This is a genomic window from Dactylosporangium sp. NPDC051485 (assembly GCF_040682015.1).
Lineage (GTDB): Bacteria > Actinomycetota > Actinomycetes > Mycobacteriales > Micromonosporaceae > Dactylosporangium.
Genome location: NZ_JBFAZW010000018.1, coordinates 38345 through 58968 on the forward strand (window position 1 = coordinate 38345; position 20624 = coordinate 58968).

Annotated in this window: 13 protein-coding genes and 1 pseudogene; 10 read left to right on the plus strand and 4 right to left on the minus strand. The window is 72.6% G+C overall.

Going from position 1 to position 20624, the window contains the following annotated elements; genetic code table 11:
- Positions 1–41: 41 nt before the first annotated feature.
- The 9 genes from AB0M46_RS12975 (at position 42) to AB0M46_RS13015 (ending at position 13841) form a co-directional block, all read left to right on the plus strand.
- Positions 42–1817: an HSP90 family protein gene (locus AB0M46_RS12975; protein WP_363335437.1), complete on the plus strand. Its 1776-nt coding sequence runs from the start codon at positions 42–44 to the stop codon at positions 1815–1817.
- Entirely contained in the window at positions 1807–4632 is a 2826-nt protein-coding gene (locus tag AB0M46_RS12980) for a hypothetical protein (RefSeq protein ID WP_363335439.1), read from the plus strand. The genes AB0M46_RS12975 and AB0M46_RS12980 overlap by 11 nt, the downstream gene beginning before the upstream one ends.
- A gap of 538 nt (positions 4633–5170) precedes the next feature.
- On the plus strand, positions 5171–5875 hold the full coding sequence (locus tag AB0M46_RS12985) for a TetR/AcrR family transcriptional regulator (protein ID WP_363335441.1): 705 nt from the start codon (positions 5171–5173) through the stop codon (positions 5873–5875).
- A gap of 80 nt (positions 5876–5955) precedes the next feature.
- Positions 5956–7293, plus strand: a complete 1338-nt coding sequence (locus tag AB0M46_RS12990) for a biotin carboxylase N-terminal domain-containing protein (RefSeq protein WP_363335443.1) — start codon at positions 5956–5958, stop codon at positions 7291–7293.
- Positions 7290–8183: a hydroxymethylglutaryl-CoA lyase gene (locus tag AB0M46_RS12995; RefSeq protein ID WP_363335445.1), complete on the plus strand. Its 894-nt coding sequence runs from the start codon at positions 7290–7292 to the stop codon at positions 8181–8183. The genes AB0M46_RS12990 and AB0M46_RS12995 overlap by 4 nt, the downstream gene beginning before the upstream one ends.
- A gap of 144 nt (positions 8184–8327) precedes the next feature.
- Positions 8328–9176: a hypothetical protein gene (locus tag AB0M46_RS13000; protein WP_363335447.1), complete on the plus strand. Its 849-nt coding sequence runs from the start codon at positions 8328–8330 to the stop codon at positions 9174–9176.
- 264 nt (positions 9177–9440) lie between these two features.
- The gene (locus AB0M46_RS13005; protein ID WP_363335449.1) at positions 9441–10982 is read left to right on the plus strand and encodes a chaplin family protein; all 1542 of its coding nucleotides are present in this window, start codon (positions 9441–9443) and stop codon (positions 10980–10982) included.
- 172 nt (positions 10983–11154) lie between these two features.
- Positions 11155–12669, plus strand: a complete 1515-nt coding sequence (locus AB0M46_RS13010; RefSeq protein WP_363335451.1) for an acyl-CoA carboxylase subunit beta — start codon at positions 11155–11157, stop codon at positions 12667–12669.
- A gap of 14 nt (positions 12670–12683) precedes the next feature.
- Complete coding sequence (locus AB0M46_RS13015) at positions 12684–13841, plus strand: acyl-CoA dehydrogenase family protein (protein WP_363335452.1); 1158 nt, start codon at positions 12684–12686, stop codon at positions 13839–13841.
- Positions 13842–13860: 19 nt separating this feature from the next.
- Here the strand turns inward: AB0M46_RS13015 and AB0M46_RS13020 are convergent, their stop codons facing one another.
- Positions 13861–15336 carry a glutamate--cysteine ligase gene (locus AB0M46_RS13020; protein WP_363335454.1) on the minus strand — a complete coding sequence of 492 codons (1476 nt, stop codon included), beginning with the start codon at positions 15334–15336 and terminating at the stop codon, positions 13861–13863.
- A 203-nt stretch (positions 15337–15539) separates the two neighbouring features.
- Positions 15540–16115: a YceI family protein gene (locus tag AB0M46_RS13025; protein WP_363335456.1), complete on the minus strand. Its 576-nt coding sequence runs from the start codon at positions 16113–16115 to the stop codon at positions 15540–15542.
- 109 nt (positions 16116–16224) lie between these two features.
- Here AB0M46_RS13025 and AB0M46_RS13030 point away from each other — a divergent pair, with 109 nt between their 5' ends.
- Entirely contained in the window at positions 16225–16701 is a 477-nt protein-coding gene (locus AB0M46_RS13030) for a MarR family transcriptional regulator (protein ID WP_363335571.1), read from the plus strand.
- A gap of 326 nt (positions 16702–17027) precedes the next feature.
- Here AB0M46_RS13030 and AB0M46_RS13035 read toward each other — a convergent pair whose 3' ends face one another.
- The gene (locus AB0M46_RS13035) at positions 17028–19442 is read right to left on the minus strand and encodes an XRE family transcriptional regulator (protein ID WP_363335583.1); all 2415 of its coding nucleotides are present in this window, start codon (positions 19440–19442) and stop codon (positions 17028–17030) included.
- An 897-nt stretch (positions 19443–20339) separates the two neighbouring features.
- Positions 20340–20582, minus strand: a pseudogene (locus tag AB0M46_RS13040) (helix-turn-helix transcriptional regulator); the annotation flags it as partial.
- Positions 20583–20624 lie beyond the last annotated feature (42 nt).

The window sequence follows — 20624 nt, forward strand, 5'->3', positions numbered from 1 at the left end:
CCGGGGCGGGAAATGTCGTACGCACGCGGTAGGTTGCCCGCGTGGACCGGACGTTCCAAGTTGACCTCCGCGGCGTTGTCGATCTCCTCAGTCACCACCTCTACGCGAGCCCCCGCGTATACATCCGGGAGCTGTTGCAGAACGCCGTCGATGCGATCACCGCCCGGCGGGCGCACGACCAGGGCGCGCGGGCCGCGATCCGCATCGAGCCGCCCGACGTCACCGGCGACGGCACGCTGCGGGTGCACGACACCGGCATCGGGCTCACCGAGGAGCAGGTGCACCAGTTCCTGGCCACCATCGGGCGAAGCTCCAAGCGCGACGACTTCGGCTTCGCCCGGCACGACTTCCTCGGCCAGTTCGGCATCGGCCTGCTCTCCTGCTTCCTGGTCGCCGACGAGATCCGGGTGCTGACCCGGGCCGAAGGCGCCCCGGCGGTGCTGTGGCGCGGCTTCGCCGACGGCCGCTATTCGGTGACCACCGAGGGTCAGGAGCGCGCCGACGTCGGCACCACGGTGACCCTCGTCCCGCGCCGCGACGCCGGGGAGTGGCTGCGCCGCGACACCGTCACCGAGCTCGCCGGCCTCTACGGTTCGCTGCTGCCGTTCCGGGTCGACATCGCCGGCCGGGCGGTCAGCGGCGACGGGCCGCCCTGGCAGGGCGGTGCCGAGGGCCGGCGGGAGCGCCTCGTCGAATACTGCCGCGAGGTCTTCGGGTTCGTCCCCTTCGACGTCGTCGACCTGGCGGTGCCGGAGGCCGGCCTCACCGGGGTCGCGTTCGTGCTCCCGACGCCGACCAGCCCGGCGGCCCGCGCCGGTCACCGCGTCTACCTCAAGCGCATGCTCCTGGCCGAGGGCGCCGAGGGGGTCCTGCCGCCGTGGGCGTTCTTCGCCCGTTGCGTCATCGACACCAGCGAGCTTCGCCCCACCGCCAGCCGCGAGGCCCTCTACGAGGACGCGCTGCTGGAGTCGACCCGGGAGGCCCTCGGCGACCAGCTGCGCGGCTGGCTGGTCCGGCTGGCCGGGCGCAGCCCGCAGCGGCTCGGCGAGTTCCTCGAGGTCCACCACCTCGGGGTCAAGGCGCTCGCCCTGCACGACGACGAGATGCTGCGGCTGGTCGAGCGCTGGTGGCCGATGGAGACCAACGCCGGGCGGATGACCCTGGCCGAGTTCCGGGCCCAGCACGGCCTGGTCCGCTACACCGCCCAGGTCGACGAGTTCCGTCAGATCGGCGCCGTCACCGCCGCGCAGGGCATCCCGCTGGTCAACGCCGGCTACATCTACGACACCGAGATCGTCGAGCGGCTGCCGCAGGTCGAGCCGGGCGCCCTCATCGAGCGGATCGAGCCCGGCGACCTCAGCACCGCCTTCGAGGGGCTCGACCCGGGCGTGGAGCTGGCCAAGCGGCCGTTCCTGCAGATGGCCCAGCGCGCCCTCGACCGCCTCGGCTGCGAGGTCGTGCTGCGCGTCTTCGACCCGGCCGGGCTCCCGGCGATGTATCTGACCAGCCGCTCGGCCTCGTTCGCGGCCGAACTGCGGGCCACCCGCGAGCGGGCCGACGACGTGTGGGCCGACGTGCTCGACGCGCTCGCCCGCACCGACGAGCAGGACCGCCCCCAGCTGGTCCTCAACTACCGCAACCCGCTCGTGCGGCGGGTCACCGAGATCCCCGACCCCCAGCTGGTCCGGCTGGCGGTCGAGGGGCTCTACGGCCAGGCCCTGCTGCTCGGCCACCATCCCCTGCGGCCGGCGGATGCCGCGCTGCTCAACGGCTCGTTCCTCGGTCTCCTCAACAGGGCGGTCGGTCATGAAGAGTGAAGAAGAGCTGTGGTCGCTGCTGCGGGATGCGTATCACATGCCCTACGGCGCGGCCCAGATCGCGCTCGTCGAGCAGGTCATGGCCCACGCCGACGCCGGGGGGCACGAGCAGCTGCGGCTCGCCTCCCGGATGTTCGCCACCACGGCATACGTCCACGGCGGTGAGCCGGCCCGCTCGTTCGTCACGTTCTCCTGGTGCCGGTCCGAGTACGACAAGCATCCCGAGCGCTTCGACGCCGACGACGAGCACACGCTGCTGTGGCACTTCAAGTACATGGTCAACGGCCTGCTGAAGTTCCCGGCCGTGCCGCTGGCCCGCACCCACGACGTGCTCGACGACATGGAGCGGCGCTTCCGGGCCGGCGGCCACAGCCTGCACGCCGTCTACGCCTACCGCTACGTGGTGGCCGCGCACCTCGAAGATCCGTCGGCCGAGGACTGGTATGCGAAGTGGTGCGCCGCGCCCCGCGACCGCAACTCCGACTGCGCCGGCTGCGACCCGGGCGCGAAGGTCGACCACCTCGTCACCCGGGGGCGCGACGAGGAGGCGCTGGCAATTGCCGGGCCGGTGCTCGCCGGGCAGCTGACCTGCATCGAGCAGCCGCAGTCGATCCTGACGTCGCTCCTGGTGCCGTTCGTGCGGACCGGCCGGCTCGACGAGGCGGTCGACGCGCACCGCAAGGCCTACCGGCGGCTGCGCGGCAACATCGCCGACCTGCAGAGCATCGCCGACCACGTCGAGTTCTGCGCCCGCACCGGCAACGAGACCCGCGGCCTGGAGCTGGTCCAGCGGCACCTGCCCTGGCTGGACCGGGCCCCCACCCCGCAGGCCGAGATGCAGTTCGCGGCCGCGGCGGCGCTCCTGCTGAGCCGCGTCGAGCCCGGGCTGCCCGCCGGCGACGCGACCGCCGGCGAGCTCGGCGCGCGGCTGGCCGCCCGGGCCCGCGAGTGGGCCGCCAAGTTCGACGAGCGCAACGGCAACGCCGCGGTGTCCCGGCGGACCGAGGCCACCCTGGCCGCGGCCCCCCTGATCGACCAACTGCCGCTGAGCGCCGACGCCCGGCACCTGGCCGAGCGGCGGCCCGGCTGGCCCGGCACCGTCGGCTCGCCCGCGGCCGCCGACCTCGTCCGGGCCGAGCTGCCCCCGCTGCCCGACGACCCGGCCGCGCTGCTGGAGCGGGCCTGGGAGCTCTACGACGAGCACCGGATCGAGGCGGCGACGGCCGCGTTCGAGCGCTTCGACGAGCTGCTGCCCGACCCGCCGGCCGACATGGCGGCGCGGCGGCTGGAGGGCCAGGCCCGCCTGGCCGCGATCCGCGACGACGGCGGGCCGGCCGCCCGCGCGCTGTTCCAGGAGGTCGCCGCCGCTCATCGGGCGCTCGGCGCGCAGCTCAAGGCCCTCGAGGCCGAGGCGCGGGCCGTCCTGTGCCGCGACGCCGACGACGCGATGCTCGCCGACCTCACCGCCCTCACCGAGCGGATCGTCGCCCACCCCGACGCCGACGCCGACACGCGGGCCGAGGCGCGGCTGCGGCCCGAGTGGGCGCTGCTGCGGCTGGAGCGGCCCGCCGACGCGCTCGCCGCGGTCGACGCGGCCGTCGCCGAGGGACCGCAGAAGCCCACGCTGCTGGCCGAGCTCGCCGGTCGGCGGGCCCGGGTGTTCATGATCCTCGAGGAGTACGAGGAGGCGGAGGTCGCCGCCGGGCAGGCCCTGGAGCACTACGCGGCGCTCGGCAACCCGCCGCCGGCGGCCATCCCGGCGGTGATCCGCGGGCACGCGCTGGGCAATCTCGAGCGCTACGACGAGTCGGTCGCCTCGTTCGACATCGCGCTCGGCCTCGACGTCGAGCGCACGCTGCGGCTCAACGCGCTGGTCGGGCGGGGCCGGGCCCGGCTGGCCTGGGGCCGCGCCGCCGAGGCGGTCGACGACCTGGTCGAGGCGGTGGCCGACCACGTCTCGCACGGCGAGGACATCCCGGCCGCGCTGGTGCGCCACGACCTCGCCGCCGGCTACCTGCAGGCCGGGCTGGCGCTGGACGCGGCCGAGGCGGGGGAGAGCGCCCTCGACGTCTTCGACCGGGCCGGGGCCCAGGAGCAGGCCGACCGGGTGCGCTATCTGCTGTCGCGGATCTACCGGGAGCTCGGCGAGGCCGAGCAGGCGCTCGGGCTGCTGGAAGGGCTCGCGGCCGGCCTGGAGGACTACGACGACCCGCACGCCCGGGGCCGGATGCTGCAGGAGACCGGGCAGGTCCTCTACGACATGGATCGCGACGCCGAGGCCGCCGAGCGGTTCACGGCCGCCGCCGACGTCTTCAAGTCCTGCGGCAACATGCTGTCGGAGCTGCACTGCCGGCGCATGCGCGCCCTCTCACTGCGCTGGGCCGGCGACCTGCCGGCCGCGGTCGCCGCCGTCGACGAGGCCGACGCGCTGGTCCGCCAGTTCGAGACCACCGCCCACCGCGACGAGCCCTGGCTGATCTGGCAGAAGGCGATGCTCGGCTGCGATGCCGCCCGCGTCTACATCGGCGACGGCCGCCCCGCCGACGCCGCCCACCGCTGCGAGATCGCCAGCCAGGCCCTGCGCCTGATCGGCGCCCTCGGCGAGGCCCTGGACGCCGACTTCCTGCACGCCGAGTGCCTCATGCGCCTGGGCGACCCGGCCGGCGCCGAGACCCGGCTGCGGGGGGTGCTGGGCGTGGCGCCGCGTGGGTCCCGGATCGAGCAGAACACGGCCTGGATGCTCGCCGAGTCGCTGGAGGCCCAGGGCCGCGCGGAGGAGGCCGAGCAGATCCGCGGCGCGTACCTGCAGCAGTAAGGGCGCGCACCTGAGGCAGTGCGCAGTCGTTGCGGGCCGCCCCGGGCTGTTCATCCGGGTCGGCCGCCGCGGGACCACCAGCGGCGCCCTCTGCTCCTCCGGTCGGGCTGCCGCGATCGCCCCGGTCCTCCGGTCGGGCTGCCGAGATCGCCCCGGTCCTCCGGTCGGGCTGGCGCGATCGCCCCGGCCGAGGGACCCCGTCGGGGCCTGTCCAGGGGCAGTTCTGCTCCGTGGGCCCGCCCTCCACCGTTACGCTCGCGGTCGGCCTTTCACACCGGTCCGCCTGCCGCGATGCCTGGGCGCGCTCGTCCGGTCCGCGTGTTCTCCGGTCGCCCGTCACCGGCTGGGTGATGGCCCGCCGGGGCAAGGAGTTTGTTTGCGGCGGCGGGTTTCGCGGTAGCGCAGCGCCGGGCCCGGAAGCGCGCCGCGGGAAGCGTTCGGCGCGCAGATCGGAGGGGTCGGGTTGGACGTAACAATCGGTCGTGATTTACTTAACGAGCGTTCAGTCCATGGCTTGACACCAGGTTAGGCTTTCCCCATGACGCTCGAACAGCAAGCCGTCCGCCCGCCGACCCAGTCCCGCGGCTCCGGGCCCGCCGGTGCCGGCGCGGCGTCGGCGGGTGGTGCGCAGGCCGCCCAGGCGGGCGACCAGTCCGCCGAAGCGGAGGGGGGCCGCCCGCCACGGCGGCGGTCGCGGCGCGACGAAATTCTCGAGATCGCCGTGGGGCTGTTCGCCACGCGCGGGTATCACGGTGTCTCGATGGACGACATCGGCGCGGCCGCCGGGGTCACCGGGCCGGCGCTGTATCACCACTTCAAGGGCAAGGAGGCGATGCTCGCCGCCGCCCTCATCCCGGTCAGCGAGCAGTTGCTGACCGGCGGCAAGGCCCGCATCGCCGAGGCCGGCGAGGACCCGGCGGCGGCGCTGGCCGCGCTGGTCGACTTCCACGTCGAGTTCGCCCTGGCCAACCCGGCGGTCATCGCCCTGCACCTGCACGAGCTCGACCGGCTGCCGGAGGAGCCGCGCCGGCAGATCCGGCGGCTGCAGCGCCTCTACGTCGAGGAGTGGGTCGGCACGCTGACCGCGCTGCGGGAGGGCGAGCTCACCGACGGGGAGGCCCGGGTCCTGGCCCACGCGGCGTTCGGCCTCATGAACTCGACGCCGTTCCTCGGTGGCGAGGTCGACCGGACGCGCCGGGCCGAATTGCTGCGCGCGGCGACCCTATCCGCGCTGCGGGGGTGACCATTCGCGGGCGTCAACAGGGTTATCCACAGGCCGCCCGCATTCCTACCCACAGAGTTATCCACAGGAGAGACGGCCGAATGCTCAGTTCGTTGCTCGTCGCCAACCGCGGGGAGATCGCCCGGCGGATCATCCGCACGGCGCGCCGCCTGGGGATTCGCACGATCGCGGTGTATTCCGACGCGGACGCCGGGCTGCCGTTCGTGGCCGAGGCCGACGAGGCCGTCGAAATCGGGCCGGCGAACCCCGCGCAGTCCTATCGTAACGCCCGGGTGATCCTCGACGCGGCGAAGTCGACGGGGGCGGAGGCCATCCACCCCGGGTACGGGTTCCTGTCGGAGAATGCGGCGTTCGCGGCCGAGGTGATCAACCACGGGCTGATCTGGGTCGGGCCGGGGCCGGACGCGATCGAGGCCATGGGCGACAAGATCAACGCGCGCAACCTCATGGCGGCGGCGGGGGTGCCGGTGGCGCCCGGGAGCCAGGAGCCGGCCCGCACGACGGACGAGGCGCTGAAGGCCGCGGCCGAGATCGGCTTCCCGGTGATGGTCAAGGCGGCGGCCGGCGGCGGGGGCATGGGCATGGCGGTCGCCGAGGACGCCGAAGGGCTGCGCAAGCAGTACGACACGGTGCGCGGGTTCGCCGAGCGGATGTTCGGCGACGGCTCCGTGCTCATCGAGCGCTACTTCCCGCGGGTCCGGCACATCGAGGTACAAATCCTGGGTCTGCACGACGGGCGGGTCGTGGCGCTCGGCGAACGCGAGTGCTCCGTGCAGCGGCGCAACCAGAAACTGGTCGAGGAGACGCCGTCGCCCGCGCTCACGCCGCCCCGGCGGGCCGCCCTGCTCGCGGCGGCCGTGCGGGCCGGGGAGGCGGTCGGATACCGCAACGCCGGCACCGTCGAGTGCCTGTTCGACCCGGTCGGCGACGAGTTCTTCTTCCTGGAGATGAACACCCGGCTGCAGGTCGAGCACCCGGTCACCGAGGCCGTGTTCGGCGTGGACCTGGTCGAGGAGCAGCTGCGGGTCGCCTCCGGGCTGGCGCCGAGCTTCGACCCCGCCGCGCTGACGGTCACCGGCCACGCGATCGAGGTGCGGGTCAACGCCGAGGACCCGAAGCGGTTCCTGCCGGGGCCGGGCGCGATCACGACCTGGGTCGAGCCGGCCGGCGACGGCGTGCGGGTCGACGCCGGGTATGCGGCCGGCACCACGGTCACCCCCAGCTACGACTCGCTGATGGCGAAGCTGATCGTGCACGGCGCCGACCGGGCCGAGGCGCTGGCCCGGCTGCGCGCCGCGGTGGCCGGGTTCGAGATCGCCGGGCCCAAGGTCAACCTGCCGTTCTTCGCCGAGCTGCTGGACCATCCCGAGTTCGTCTCGGGCGACTACGACACGGGCATTGTGGGCAGGATGCGATGACCGAGATCTCGATCCGCGAGGTCGGGCCGCGTGACGGCCTGCAGAACGAGGACCCCGTGCCGGCCGACGACAAGGTGCGGCTGCTCGACGCCCTTTCCTCGACGGGTGTACGGCGGATAGAAGCCGTCTCGTTCGTGCACCCGAAGGCGATCCCCCAGATGGCGGACGCCGCCGAGGTGTGGCAACGCGCGACCAAGAACCCCGCCGTGCGCTACTCGGCCCTGGTCCCCAACTCGAAGGGCGCCGAGCGGGCGCTGGCCGCCGGCTTCACCGAGATCGAGGTGGTCGTCTCCGCCTCCGACACCCACAACCGGCGCAACGTCAACCGTTCGACCGCCGAGTCCCTCGACGACATCGCCGGCCTCATCGCCCTGCTGCACGACGCCGGGGCGAGCGCCGAGGTGATCATCTCGACCTCGTTCGGGTGTCCCTTCGAGGGTGACGTCGACCCCGCCCGGGTGGCCGGCATCGTCGACCGGGTCGTGGCCGACGGCGCTGACCGGGTCGCGTTCGGCGACACCACCGGCATGGGCACGCCCCGGCGGGTCGAGGAGGTCGTCGGGCTGGTCCGCGACCGGCACCCCGACCTGCCCCTGCTGCTGCACTTCCACAACACCCGCGGCACGGCGCTGGCCAACATCCTCACCGCCCTGCGGCTCGGGATCACCGAGTTCGACGCCAGCGTCGGCGGGCTCGGCGGGTGCCCCTACGCGCCGGGGGCGACCGGCAACGTGGCCACCGAGGAGGTGGTGCACATGCTGCACGACATGGGGTACGACACGGGCATTGACCTCAAAGCCCTGCTGGAGGCCGCCCAGCTGGCGCAGGGGATCGTGGGCCGGGAGCTGCCCTCCGGGGTCCTCAAGGCGGGTCCGCGCCTCCCCTTCTGAGGCTTGCGCCCGATCCTTGTGAGGCTTGTGCCCGATTCGCCCGTTGTTGTGGCGTGTCCCCGGCCGGGGCGGGTCGTTGCTCAGTACGGAAAGAGTCACATGTGGGGCGTATGCCCGACATTGAGCCCGTACTGAGAGGCGGACATGGCCCAGTCGAGGAGCGAGCGCAACCCGCGCACGGCTTCGCTGCCGGCCGTTTCCCGCTGCGCGAGGTACGCCGTCCGCGGCCTGCTCGTCGCCGGTTTCGCCGGCGTCGCCTGGCTTCTGTCGGCCTCTGCGGCGCACGCCTCGGACCAGCCCGAACCGCTCTCGCCGGTGACAAGCCTGCGCACCGGGGCCGGCCTGCCCGGCCAGCAGCACGGTGACCTTGTCACGGGCACCGTGCTCGCGGCGCTGGACTCGGTGGCGAAGGCCGCGCCGCCGGTGACCCATATCCAGGCGCCGGTCCAATCCGTGGACCGGACCGACCGCTCGGCGACGGCAGACGCGCCGAGCGCGAAGCACGCGAGCACCAAGAGGCCGGCAAAGGCTGGCATCCTCAAGACCCACCCGCGGCGGACGCAGGAGCCGGTCGTCCAGACCGAGCCGGTCCGTGACGGGTTCGTCGGCGACGTCCCCGCCGCGGCGACCGGCACCCGAGGTGCTGGCGTCGACCCGGCCGTCGCCGCACGTGCGGCCGATCGCCTCCGTGCCCTCCGGGCCGCCGAGGGGCTCGCCGGCGCGCACGCCCAGCCGGTCGCGGACCGCAACGTTGCGCAGGGTACGCACCACGTGCCGCTGCTGCCCCGCCCGGCGCCCGTCCCGGCGCCGCCGGCGGTCGGTCTCGCCGTGGGGGCCCCGGGCGCCGGCTCGGGCGTCAACCACGACGGTGGCGCCGCCGCGCTGCCCGCCGCACCGGCCGGCGCGAAGGCGCTGACCTTCCGGCCGGAGGCGGTCGAGGACGTCGAGTTGCGGCTGCTCGCAGCCGAGAAGCCGACAGTCTCACCCGACTGAGGCGTTCCGGCCGCCGCCGCGACGCCGAGCGGGCTATCCGGTCTTGGTCAGGGCGGAGCCGACAGCCGGAGCGCACGCCTTGGTCCCAGCGGACCCGCATCGACCACATCGCGGCATCTCGTAATACGCACCACGCACCAAACCGGGCGCACGTCGACAGGGCGGAGTCGGGGGGAGTCTGCCCGCACGCAGGCTCATGGGCTTCGTACCGCGCCTATTTGCAGTACCGAGGATCGAAATCTACCGAAGGGTCTCACTTCCACCATGAAGACGTGGGTTCGTAAGTCGCTCAACGTCGGCGTGCTGTCCGCGGGCTTCCTGCTCGTTTCGGGCGGCGCCGCGCACGCGGACTGGACGTCCGGCTACAACGCCGGCCTGCTGAACGGCAATCAGTTCGACACGACGCTGCAGGTGCCGGTCAACGTCTGCGGCAACTCGATCGCGGTGCTCGGCTTCGCCGACGCGCACTGCGGCGGCGGCGCCGCGGCGGTCAAGACCGAGAGCGCCAGCGCCACCGAGAGCGCCACCACGGAGGACTGGACGACCGGCTACAACGCCGGCGTCGCCAACGGCAACCAGCTCGACACCACCCTGCAGGTGCCGGTCAACATCAGCGGCAACGCCGTGTCGGTGCTCGGCTTCTCCAGCGCCTCCAGCTCGGGCGGGGCCACCGCCGTCAAGGGCGGCGTCAGCGCCGACCGCGACAACGACGGTCACGGCCGCCGCCACCACCGCGGCGGGGGCAACGGCAACAACAACGGCGGCTACAACGGCGGCACCAACGGCAACTACGCCACCGAGGGCGTCGCGAACCGCACCGAGGACTGGACCTCGGGCTACAACGCGGGCCTGCTCAACGGCAACCAGCTCAACACCACGGCCCAGCTGCCGATCAACATCTCCGGCAACGCGATCGGGCTGCTCGGCTTCGCCGGCGCCTCCAGCCAGGGCGGCGCGTGGGCGGTCAAGGGCGAGAGCGCTCAGGCCACCGAGTCGAACCACACCACCGGCTACAACGCCGGCCTGCTCAACGGCAACCAGGCCGACACGACGCTGCAGCTGCCGATCAACCTGTGCGGCAACTCGATCGCGATCCTCGGCTTCGCCAGCGCCAACTGCGGCGGCGGCGCCACCGCGGTCAAGGGCGACGTCAACGGCGCGGGCCAGGGCGGCGGCCACGGCCACGGCCACGGCCACCACGGTGGCGGCAACGGCCAGGGCAACGGCGGTTACGGCAACGGCTCGAACAACGGCGACGACGGCTACGGCCCGGACGCCAACGCCAACAACAACGCCTACCCGCACAGCAGCGGCAACGCCAGCGGCGTCAAGGCCAACCACGCGTCGGCCAAGGCCCACATGCACAAGGCCAAGACCTCGAACCACAAGTCGGCCTCGCTCGACGAGCACGCCAAGAAGCAGCACAAGGGCACGGGCGCGGGCCTCTCGCCGGCCAGCGACAACGGCTACGGCGGCGGCTCGGGCCTGGGTGACGACAGCGGTTACGGCAACGGCCAGAACAACGGCGGTTACGGCAACGGCTCGGGCAACGGCGACGACGACAACCACGGCCGTCGTCACCACCGTCACCACGGCGACGGCAACGGCTGGAGCAACGGTGGCGGCGCCACCGCGGTGAAGGGCGGCTGCGGCGACTGGACCACCGGCTTCAACGCCGGCCTGCTCAACGGCAACCAGCTCAACACCACCGTCCAGGTGCCGGTGAACATCTCCGGCAACGCGATCTCGCTGCTGGGCTTCTCCAACGCCTCCAGCTCGGGCGGGGCGCTCGCCTACTCCTGCTGACGCAGTTTTTGGCGACGGCATAGCGGTACCCCCTGAGCCGCAGGGGGTACCGACCACCTGGCCGGGAGCACACCGACCCGCGTCCGGCTTGGAACTTCACCTCCGCGTCGGCTAACCTGAACGATCGTTAGGCGTGAACGATCGTTCAGGTTGCCGACGCGGAGGTTGCACCATGGAGGGTGAAGCCCTCACCCAGCTGAGGAAGCGGGTCGAGGCCGGGGGCGCCGAGAAGTACCACACGGCGAATGCCGCCCGCGGCAAGCTCTTCGCGCGCGAGCGGGTCGCCCTGCTCGTCGACGAGGGCTCCTTCGTCGAGGACGGGCTGTTCGCCAACGCCCTCGCCGACGGACTCCCGGCCGACGGCGTGATCACCGGCACCGCGACCGTCGACGGGCGGCCGGTCTGCCTCATGGCCAACGACTCCACCGTCAAGGCCGGGTCCTGGGGCGCGCGCACCGTCGAGAAGATCATTCGGATCATCGAGAAGGCCTACGCGACCGGGGTGCCGATGGTGTACCTCGTCGACTCCGCCGGCGCGCGCATCACCGACCAGGTCGAGCTCTTCCCCGGCCGGCGCGGCGCCGGGCGCATCTTCCACACCCAGGTGCGGGCCAGCGGCAGCATCCCGCAGGCCTGCGCGCTCTTCGGCCCCTCCGCCGCCGGTGGCGCCTACATCCCCGCGTTCTGCGACGTCGTGGCCATGGTCGAGGGCAATGCGTCGATGTACCTCGGCTCCGACCGCATGGTCGAGATGGTCACCGGCGAGAAGACCACCCTCGAGGCCATGGGCGGCGCCCGGGTCCACTGCGCCGAGAGCGGCGTCGGCCACTTCCTGTGCAAGACGGAGCAGGAGGCGATCTCGGCAATTCGGACGTATCTGTCGTATCTGCCGTCTTCGTGGACGTCCTCCCCGCCTGCCGTCGCCGCGACGGACGCCACGGGAATGCCCGAGATCCCGGCGAGCGAGCGGCAGGCCTTCGACATGCGCAAGGTCGTCCGCGGCCTGCTCGACGAGGGCTCGTACTTCGAGATCCAGGCCCTCTGGGCGCGCGAGCTCACCGTCGGCTTCGGCCGCCTCGACGGGCAGGCCGTCGGCGTCGTGGCCAACAACTCGATGTTCAAGGGCGGCGTGCTCTTCGTCGACTCGGCCGACAAGGCCACCCGCTTCGTCCAGCTCTGCGACGCCTTCAACGTGCCGCTGCTGTTCCTCGCCGACGTGCCCGGCTTCATGGTCGGCTCCGCCGTGGAGAAGCAGGGCATCATCCGCCACGGCGCCAAGATGATCACGGCGATCTCCGAGGCGACGGTGCCGAAGATCTGCGTCGTCGTGCGCAAGGCCTACGGCGCCGGCCTCTATGCCATGGCCGGCCCCGGCTTCGAGCCCGACGCCACCATCGCCCTGCCCACCGCCAAGATCGCCGTGATGGGCGCCGAGGCCGCGGTCAACGCCGTCTACGCCAACAAGATCGCCGCGATCGAGGACGCCGGCGAGCGCGCCGCCTTCGTCGCGGCCAAGCGCGCCGAGTACGACCGCGACATCGACATCATGCGGCTGGCCAGCGAGCTCGTCGTCGACGCCGTCGTGGAGCCGGCGGCGCTGCGCGGCGAGCTGGTCCGCCGCTTCGCCGCGGCCCGGCCCAAGGACCGCACCTTCTCCCGCCGCCGCCACGGCGTCACACCGGTCTGAAAGGGGGCCGCACCATGGTTGACTACGCGCTTTCCGAGGACCTCGAGGCACTGCGCGCCACCGTCCGCGAGTTCGCGCACGACGTGGTCGCCCCGGTGATCGGCGACTACTACGAGCGCCACGCCTTCCCCTACGAGCTGGTCCGCCAGATGGGCAAGATGGGCCTGTTCGGCCTGCCCTTCCCGGAGGAGTACGGCGGCATGGGCGGCGACTACTTCGCCCTCTGCGTCGCCCTGGAGGAGCTCGCCCGCGTCGACTCCTCGATCGCGGTGACCCTGGAGGCCGGCATCTCCCTCGGTGCCATGCCGATTTATCGGTACGGCACCCAGGCCCAGAAGCAACACTGGCTCCCGCGCCTGACGTCCGGCGAGGCCCTGGCCGCCTTCGGCCTGACCGAGCCGGGCGCCGGCAGCGACGCGGGCGGCACCCAGACCCGCGCCGTGCAGGACCCCGCCACCGGCGAATGGGTGATCAACGGCTCGAAGGCCTTCATCACCAACTCCGGCACCGACATCACCACCCTGGTGACGGTCACCGCCGTCACCGGCACCAACCCCGACGGCAGCAAGGAGCTGTCGGCCATCATCGTGCCGAGCGGCACCCCGGGCTTCGCCGTCCAGCCCGGCTACTCGAAGGTCGGCTGGTGCGCCTCCGACACCCATGAGCTGTCCTTCGACGACGTGCGCGTGCCCGCCGAGAATCTGCTCGGCGAGCGGGGCCGGGGCTACGCCCAGTTCCTGCGGACGCTGGACGAGGGCCGGGTGGCCTTCGCCGCCCTCGGCGTGGGACTCGCGCAGGGCTGCGTCGACGAGTCGGTCGCCTATGCGAAGCAGCGCCACGCCTTCGGCAAGGCCATCGCCGAGTACCAGGCCATCCAGTTCAAGATCGCCGACATGGAGAGCCGCGCGCACACGGCCCGCCTGGCCTACTACGACGCCGCGAGCCGCCTGGTGAACGGCCGTGACTTCAAGCGCCAGGCCGCGATCGCGAAGCTGTCCGCGAGCGATGCGGCGATGCTCAACGCCCGCGAGGCGACGCAGGTGCACGGCGGCTATGGCTTCATGAACGAGACCCCGGTCGGCCGGATGTACCGCGACGCGAAGATCCTGGAGATCGGCGAGGGCACGTCCGAGGTCCAGCGCATGATCATCTCTCGCGCGATCGGCCTGTAACCCATCGCGGTCGGGGCGGTCAGATCGGCCAGGTGTGGACCGGCACGTTCTCGTGCAGGCCCTCGGAGTACCGCTGCAGCATCTGTCGCAGCGCCGCCGGCCGGTCCAGGTGGTGGCGCTGCTCGAGCGACTCCACCACCCTCGTCTGCCAGGTCGCGCCGTTGATGCCCGTGCGGCACCGCGCCTCGATCACGCCCAGCAGGCGGTCGCGGATGGCCGGGCGGACGCCGAAGCGATCGAGGCCGGCCTCGGCCAGGGGCAGCAGATCGGCCAGGACCAGGTCGGCCGCCGCGATCTCGCCGCGGTCCGGCCACCACACGTGGGCGTCGAGCCCCTCCCGCGCCGCGGTGTGGAAGTTCTCCTCCGCCGCGGAGAACGACATCTGTGTCCAGATGGGGCGGTCCTGCTCGCACAGCTCGCGGACGAGGCCGAAGTAGAACGCGGCGTTGGCCAGCTGGTCCACCACGGTCGGGCCGGCCGGCAGGACGCGGTTCTCGACGCGTAGGTGGGGGCGGCCGTTCATGATGTCGTACACCGGGCGGTTCCAGCGGTAGATCGTGCCGTTGTGCAGGCGCAGCTCGCCCAGGTGGGGCACGCCGCCGGCCTCCAGCACCGCGACCGGGTCCTCGTCCTCGGTGATCGGCAGCAGGGGCGGGAAATACCGGACGTTCTCCTCGAACAGGTCGAAGATCGACGTGATCCAGCGCTCGCCGAACCACACCCTCGGGCGGACGCCCTGCGCCTTCAGCTCCTCCGGCCGCGTGTCGGTGGCCTGCTCGAACAGCGCGATGCGGGTCTCGGCCCAGAGTCGCTTGCCGAAGAGGTACGGCGAGTTGGCCCCCACCGCGACCTGAACGCCGGCGATGGCCTGGGACGCGTTCCAGTACATCGCGAATTCCTCGGGCGCGACCTGGAGGTGGAACTGCAGGCTGGTGCAGGCCGACTCGCCCGCGATCGAGTCGGACTGGGCCTCCAGCCGCTCCTGGCCCCGGATATCGAGCGCGATGTCCTCGCCGCGGGCGTTGATGATCTGGTCATTCAGGAGGCGGTACCGCGGCTCGTTGGACATGTTCGCCAGCACCAGGTGCTCGGGCCGCAGCGTGGGCAGTATCCCGATGAGCACCAGCCGGGCGTCGGACTTGTGGGCGCGCTCGTCGGCGTGGACCATGCTGGCCAGGATCTCGCGCTCGTACACCTGCAGCCCATCGCCCTCGATTACGCGCGGCGCAACGTTGATCTCCAGGTTGAACTGGCCCAGCTCGGTCTGGAACGACGGGTCGGCGAGATCGGCCAGCACCTCGGCGTTGCGCATGGCCGGCTGCGCGTCCGGGTCGATGAGGTTGACCTCGATCTCCAGGCCGGTCATCGGCCGGTCGGAGTCGAACCGGAAGTCGTTGAGCATCAGCGCGAACACGTCCAGGCAGCGGCGCACCTTCCGTCGGTATCGAGCTCGGTCCTCACGCGAGAAGGTGCCCCGTGTGACTTCCTGGCCCATGCCTGCCCCCTGGCCCCTCTTGGACCCCTCACGTTAAGAGGAGTCCAGATGTACCGCTAGGGACAAAACGGACGTGAAGTCAGCCGACGGTGAGCACAACCTTGCAGAGGGTGGGAGAATTCGCCCACCCTCTGCACGATGGTTGAACACCGGCGAATCGGAGATTCCCGAATTTCCCGGCGGTCGGGCCCAGGTGGCTCGGCTCAGCCCTGGCGCACGCCCTCGGCGCCGATCTCGATCTTGACCTTCCTGCCGACGAGGACGCCGCCGGTCTCGAGGGCCTGGTTCCAGGTGATGCCGAACTCCTCGCGGTCGATCTCGGTCGTCGCGCTGAACCCGATGACCTCCTGGCCCCACGGGCTCTTCGCGTGGCCCTCGAACTCGACGTCGAGCTCGACCTCGCGGGTTACGTCACGGATGGTGAGGTCGCCGACGACCTTGAACTCGTTGCCGGAGAGCCCGACCACGCGGGTGCTCTTGAAGGTCAGCGACGGCCACTGCTCCACGTGCAGGAAGTCGGGGCTGCGCAGGTGGCCGTCGCGGTCGGCGACGCCGGTGTCGATGCTGGCCGCGTCGATGGTCACCTCGACGTGCGACTCCAGCGGGTCCTCGGCGATCACGATGCTGCCGCTGGCGCTGGTGAAGCCGCCGCGCACCTTGCTGACCATCAGGTGGCGCGCGATGAAGCTCACGCGGGTGTGCGCCGGGTCAAGCTCGAACTTCCCGGGCGTCGGGATGGTGAGACCGTTGTACTCGCGGGTGTTGGCGGGTGCCGTCATGATGACTCCCTCGGTTGTGCGGTACGGAAGAAGATTGTCGCCGCAAATATACACTCGACAGACTCTCGCTCGTCAAGCTCTCTGCTAGACTCGCACTGTGACCGACGAAATGCTGGAAGATCCGCGAATCACCGCCATGGGTCTGTTCGTGGAGGCTTTCTCGGGTGTGCACGCGCGGCTCAACGTCCAGCTCGGCGAGCACGGCCTCGGCACCGTCGACTTCGAGGTGCTGGTGCGCCTGGCCCGATCGCCGGGTGGCGAGCTGCGCATGACCGACCTGGCCGCCCAGACGGGGCTGTCGACCAGCGGCGTGACCCGGGTGGTCGACCGCCTGGAGCGCGACGGCCTGGCCGCGCGCCGTGCCTGCCCGACCGACCGCCGCGGCTCGTTCACCGTGATCAGCCCGGCCGGCCTGGCCAAGATGCGCGAGGTGCTGCCCGGGCACCTGGCCGTGATCGAGGAGTGGTTCACCGGCCGGCTCGACCGCTCGCAGCTGGAAGTGCTGCTGACCGGGCTGCGCACGATCCGTGACGCGGTCCGCCCGGAGGCCACCTCGGGTGTGCCGTCGATGCGCTCGGCCGCCTGACCCTCGGCCGGTCCCCTCGCGCTTCGGCCGGTCCCCTCGCGCTTCGGTCGGTCCCCTCGCGCTTCGGTCGGTCCCCTCGCGCTTCGGTCGGTCCCCTCGCGCTTCGGTCGGTCCCCTCGCGCTTGGTTGGGATATATCCGACATTTCGGCGCACCGGTTCGTTACTGTCGCCGGCCGGCGGCGTGAGGCATGCTCGCGACGGACGGTCAGCGATTGCTTACCGGCAGAATTACCGGCAGGTCCGGGGTCAATTGTACGTACAAGTCGGAATTTTCGGTTTTTTGGCTTCTTGGCTGGGATAACGTCGGCCGCCGGCACGGACGAAGTTAGGTGGGCAGGCGTGACATCGCCGCCAGGGGGTCTTCGTCCGTGCCTTCCTGGTGGGCCAGGAGCCGGCGCTCGCGGGGCAGCAGCGCCATCCGGACCCGTTCCCGCAGGTCGGCCAGGTCCTCCAGGGCCCGCGCGCGGTGCGGGGGATCGGCGCTGGCGGCCAGGCCGGTGAGCGCCTCCAGCACGTCGCGGACGTCGTCGCGGCCGGCCAGGAGGTTGGCGGCCGACTGGAAGGCGGCGGCCGCGGCCGGGCGGTCGCCGCGCGACAACGCCAGGTAACCGTCGATCATCGCGGTGATACCGGCGCTGCCCGGCACCGCGGCCAGCTCGGACACCACGCGCGTCGCCTCGTCCCGGCGGCCGGCCTCGGCGAAGGCCTGGCCAAGGGTGCCGAGCACGCGCACCCGGTGGATCGGGTCGCCCACCTCGCCGATCGCGGCGGCGGCCCCGCGGGCCAGGTCGACGGCCTCGTCGAAGCGGCCGTCCAGGCGGGCCACCTCGGCCAGGTTGGCCTCCGTGAGCGCGCGCAGGCGGGCGTCGCCGGCCTCGGCGGCCCGGCGCCCGGCGCCGGCGAGACGGCGGGCCGCCGCGGCCAGGTCGCCGGCCATGATGTCGGCCCAGGCGAGGTTGTTCTGCGCCACGGCGATCTCGCGGGGCCGGCCGGCCCGGATGGCCAGGCCCAGCACCACCTCGTTGTGCCGGCGCGCCTCGTCGGCGCCGCCCAGCGCCTGCCAGATGCCGGCCAGCAGCGCCCGCGCGGTCAGCTCGCCGGCCACGTCGCCGCGCTCGGCCAGCACCTGCAGGGCCGCCTCGGTCGCGCGCAGCTCGCGCACCCCCTGGCCGTGCGCCATCGCGAGCATCGCCGCGCCGACCTGGGCCAACGCCCGCACGCCGGGGTCACAGTCGCGCGTGCGCCGGTCGTCGAGGAGCCGGCGCAGCAGGTGGTGGGCCTCCACGTCCCGGCCGCGCAGCCGGCACCAGCGCGGGATGGCCCCGGCGAGGCGAAGGGCGACCTCCGGCTCGCGGACCGCGGCGTACCGCAGCGCCGAGCGGATGTCGCTGTTCAAGTAGTCCAGGCGCGCCACCGCAGCGGCGCCGGCCGGCCCGGTCAGGTCCGCCGACACGCGCACCGCCACCCGCGTGATGACCTCGGCGTGGCGCAGCCGGGCGGCCCGCAGCTCGCCCGCGTCCGCGCACCGCTCGGTGGCGAAGTCGAGCACCACGTCGAGCAGGCGGAAGCGCAGGTCCCCCGGGCCGCGCACGCTCACCAGGCCCAGCCCGACGAGCCGGTCCAGCACAGCCTCGACGTCCTCGACCACGCCGTCGAGCAGCGCCTCGGCCAGCTCCACGGACCACCGGCCGCGCAGCGTCGACAGCCGGCGCAGCGCCGCCTGCTCGCGCTCGGAGAGCAGCTCGTAACTGGCGGCGACCGCGTCGCGCAGGCGGCGGCCCGTCGGGTCTGTCGGTTCTGTCGGGGCAAGTGCCAGGACCCGGTTGCCGTATCGCGACAGCAGTTCCGTCAGCTCCAGTACCCGTCCCCGGGCCGCGGCCAGCTCGATGGCGAGTGGCAGTCCGTCGAGCCGGCGTACCAGCTCCGCGATCGTCGGGATCTCGTCGTCCCGGGCGGGCTCGCGGCGTACCAGCCGCAGCCGCTCCACGAACAGCGCCACCGCCGGATTGCGCCGCATCGTCTCGATGTCCTCGGCCGTTGGCGCTTCGACGTCCCCGGTCGTCGGCGCTCCGGTTGTCGGCACCCAGGTCGTCGGCACGTTGATGTCCCCGGTCGTCGGCACCTCGATCGTCGACAACCTGGCCGTCGGTGCCTTGATGTCCGCGGCTGTTGGCACCTCGAGAGGCTGCACCTGCCAGTCGACCGCCCCCGGCAGCTCGGCGGCGAGCGGCCGGCGGGAGGTGGCCAGGATGCGCACCGACGGCACCCGCGCCCGCAGCCAGCCGATCGACTCGACCGCGGCCCGGTACGACCGGTCCACCCCGTCCAGCACCAACAGCGCCCGCCGCCCCGCGTACCGCTCCACCAGCTCGTCGGCCCGCGCCACCCCGAACACGGCGGCGACGGCGGAAAAAATGTCGGTGGGTTCCGATACATTGGTGACGGTCACGGAGACCGCGGTCCAGCCGGCCAGCGCCACGGAATGTGCCACCGAGTGCGCCAGCCCGGTCTTACCGACCCCAGCCATGCCGATCAGCGCGATGACCTCGGCCGCCGCGCCCGGCTGCGGGGCCACCGCGGCCCGTCCGGACGCGAGACCGGCACGGCCCGAGCCCACGGCGGCATCGGGCTCCGGCGCGCCGAGGAGCTCGAGCAGCTCCGCAACGTCGTCCGCCCGCCCGACGAGCGGCGGCAACGTCGGCAACGGCAGCGGCGCCGTGATGTTCGGTGAGTGGGCCACCGCTGTGGTCGGCGCCGACCGCTGCCAAGCCGGAGGTTTCGGCCCCTGGGGAACAGGGACTTCCGACGCCTGCTGGCTGCCGCCCGGCGCCTCGTGAGCGGGTGCCCCCGAGGCGGCCCAGGCTTGGGCGCTGGACGCCGACTGGTTGGGGCCGGGTCGTGCTTCCTGGCTGCTGGCGCTCGGTGTTTTGTGTGCGGGTGCCCCTGTGGCGGCCCGCGCCTTTGCGCTCGACGCCGACTGGTCGGGGCCGGGTCGTGCTTCCTCGCTGCTGGCGCCCGGTGCTTCGTGTGCGGGTGCCCCTGCGGCGGCCCGCGCCTTTGCGCTCGACGCCGACGAGCTGGGGCCGGCCAGGGTATTCGGAGTGCTCGGTGCATCCGGGACGGAATCGAATGCGTGGAGCCGGCCGTCTCCAGGAGAACGCTGCGACGGTATGGACAGGCTCGTCGGCAGCTGGGCCGCGGACGTCGGGACGGCTGGAGAAGTCGTCGAGGTCCGGTAGGTCGGCGCGGCCGGGGAACTCGGCGCGCCCTGGGGCGCTGGCGCCGTTGGGGAAGTCGATGTGGTTCGGGGCGTTGGCGTGGTTGGGGAGGTCGGCGCGCCCCGGGGCGTCGGTGCGGTTGGGGGAGTTGGTGCGGTTGGGGGAGTTGGTGTGGTTCGGGAAGTTGGTGCGGTTCGGGACGTGGGCAGAGGCGTTGTGGCGGGGGGTGGCGGCGAGGCGCCGGAGGAGAGCGAGGCGGGCAGAGCGGGCGGGGCCGCACGGGACGGCGGCGCCGGGAAGGAGGTCGACGACGCCGCCAGCAACGAGGAGAAGAGTGGTGCCGGCAAAGGGGACGAAGGCGGCGGGGAGGACGGTGGCGGGGAATGCGGTGGCGGGGGGAGCCGCGGCCGCCCGGTCGACGCGGCCAAGAATGCCTCGCGGTCCGGGCCGGTCAGGGCCAGCGCGTCGGCCAGCAGCGCCACGGTGTTGCGCTGCGGCCGGGCCACCCGGCCGCGCTCGAGTTCCCGCAGCGTACGCACCCCGAGGCCGGCCCTCGTGGCCAGTTCGTCCTGGGTCAGTCCCCGGGCGAGTCGGCGGGTCCGCAGCGCCGCGGCGAAGCCGGCCCCGGCGTTTTGCGGATCATGATCCGCCACTGGAGACATGTTGTGGAAGGGTACTGAGCGGAGGGGGTCCGAAACAGGCTG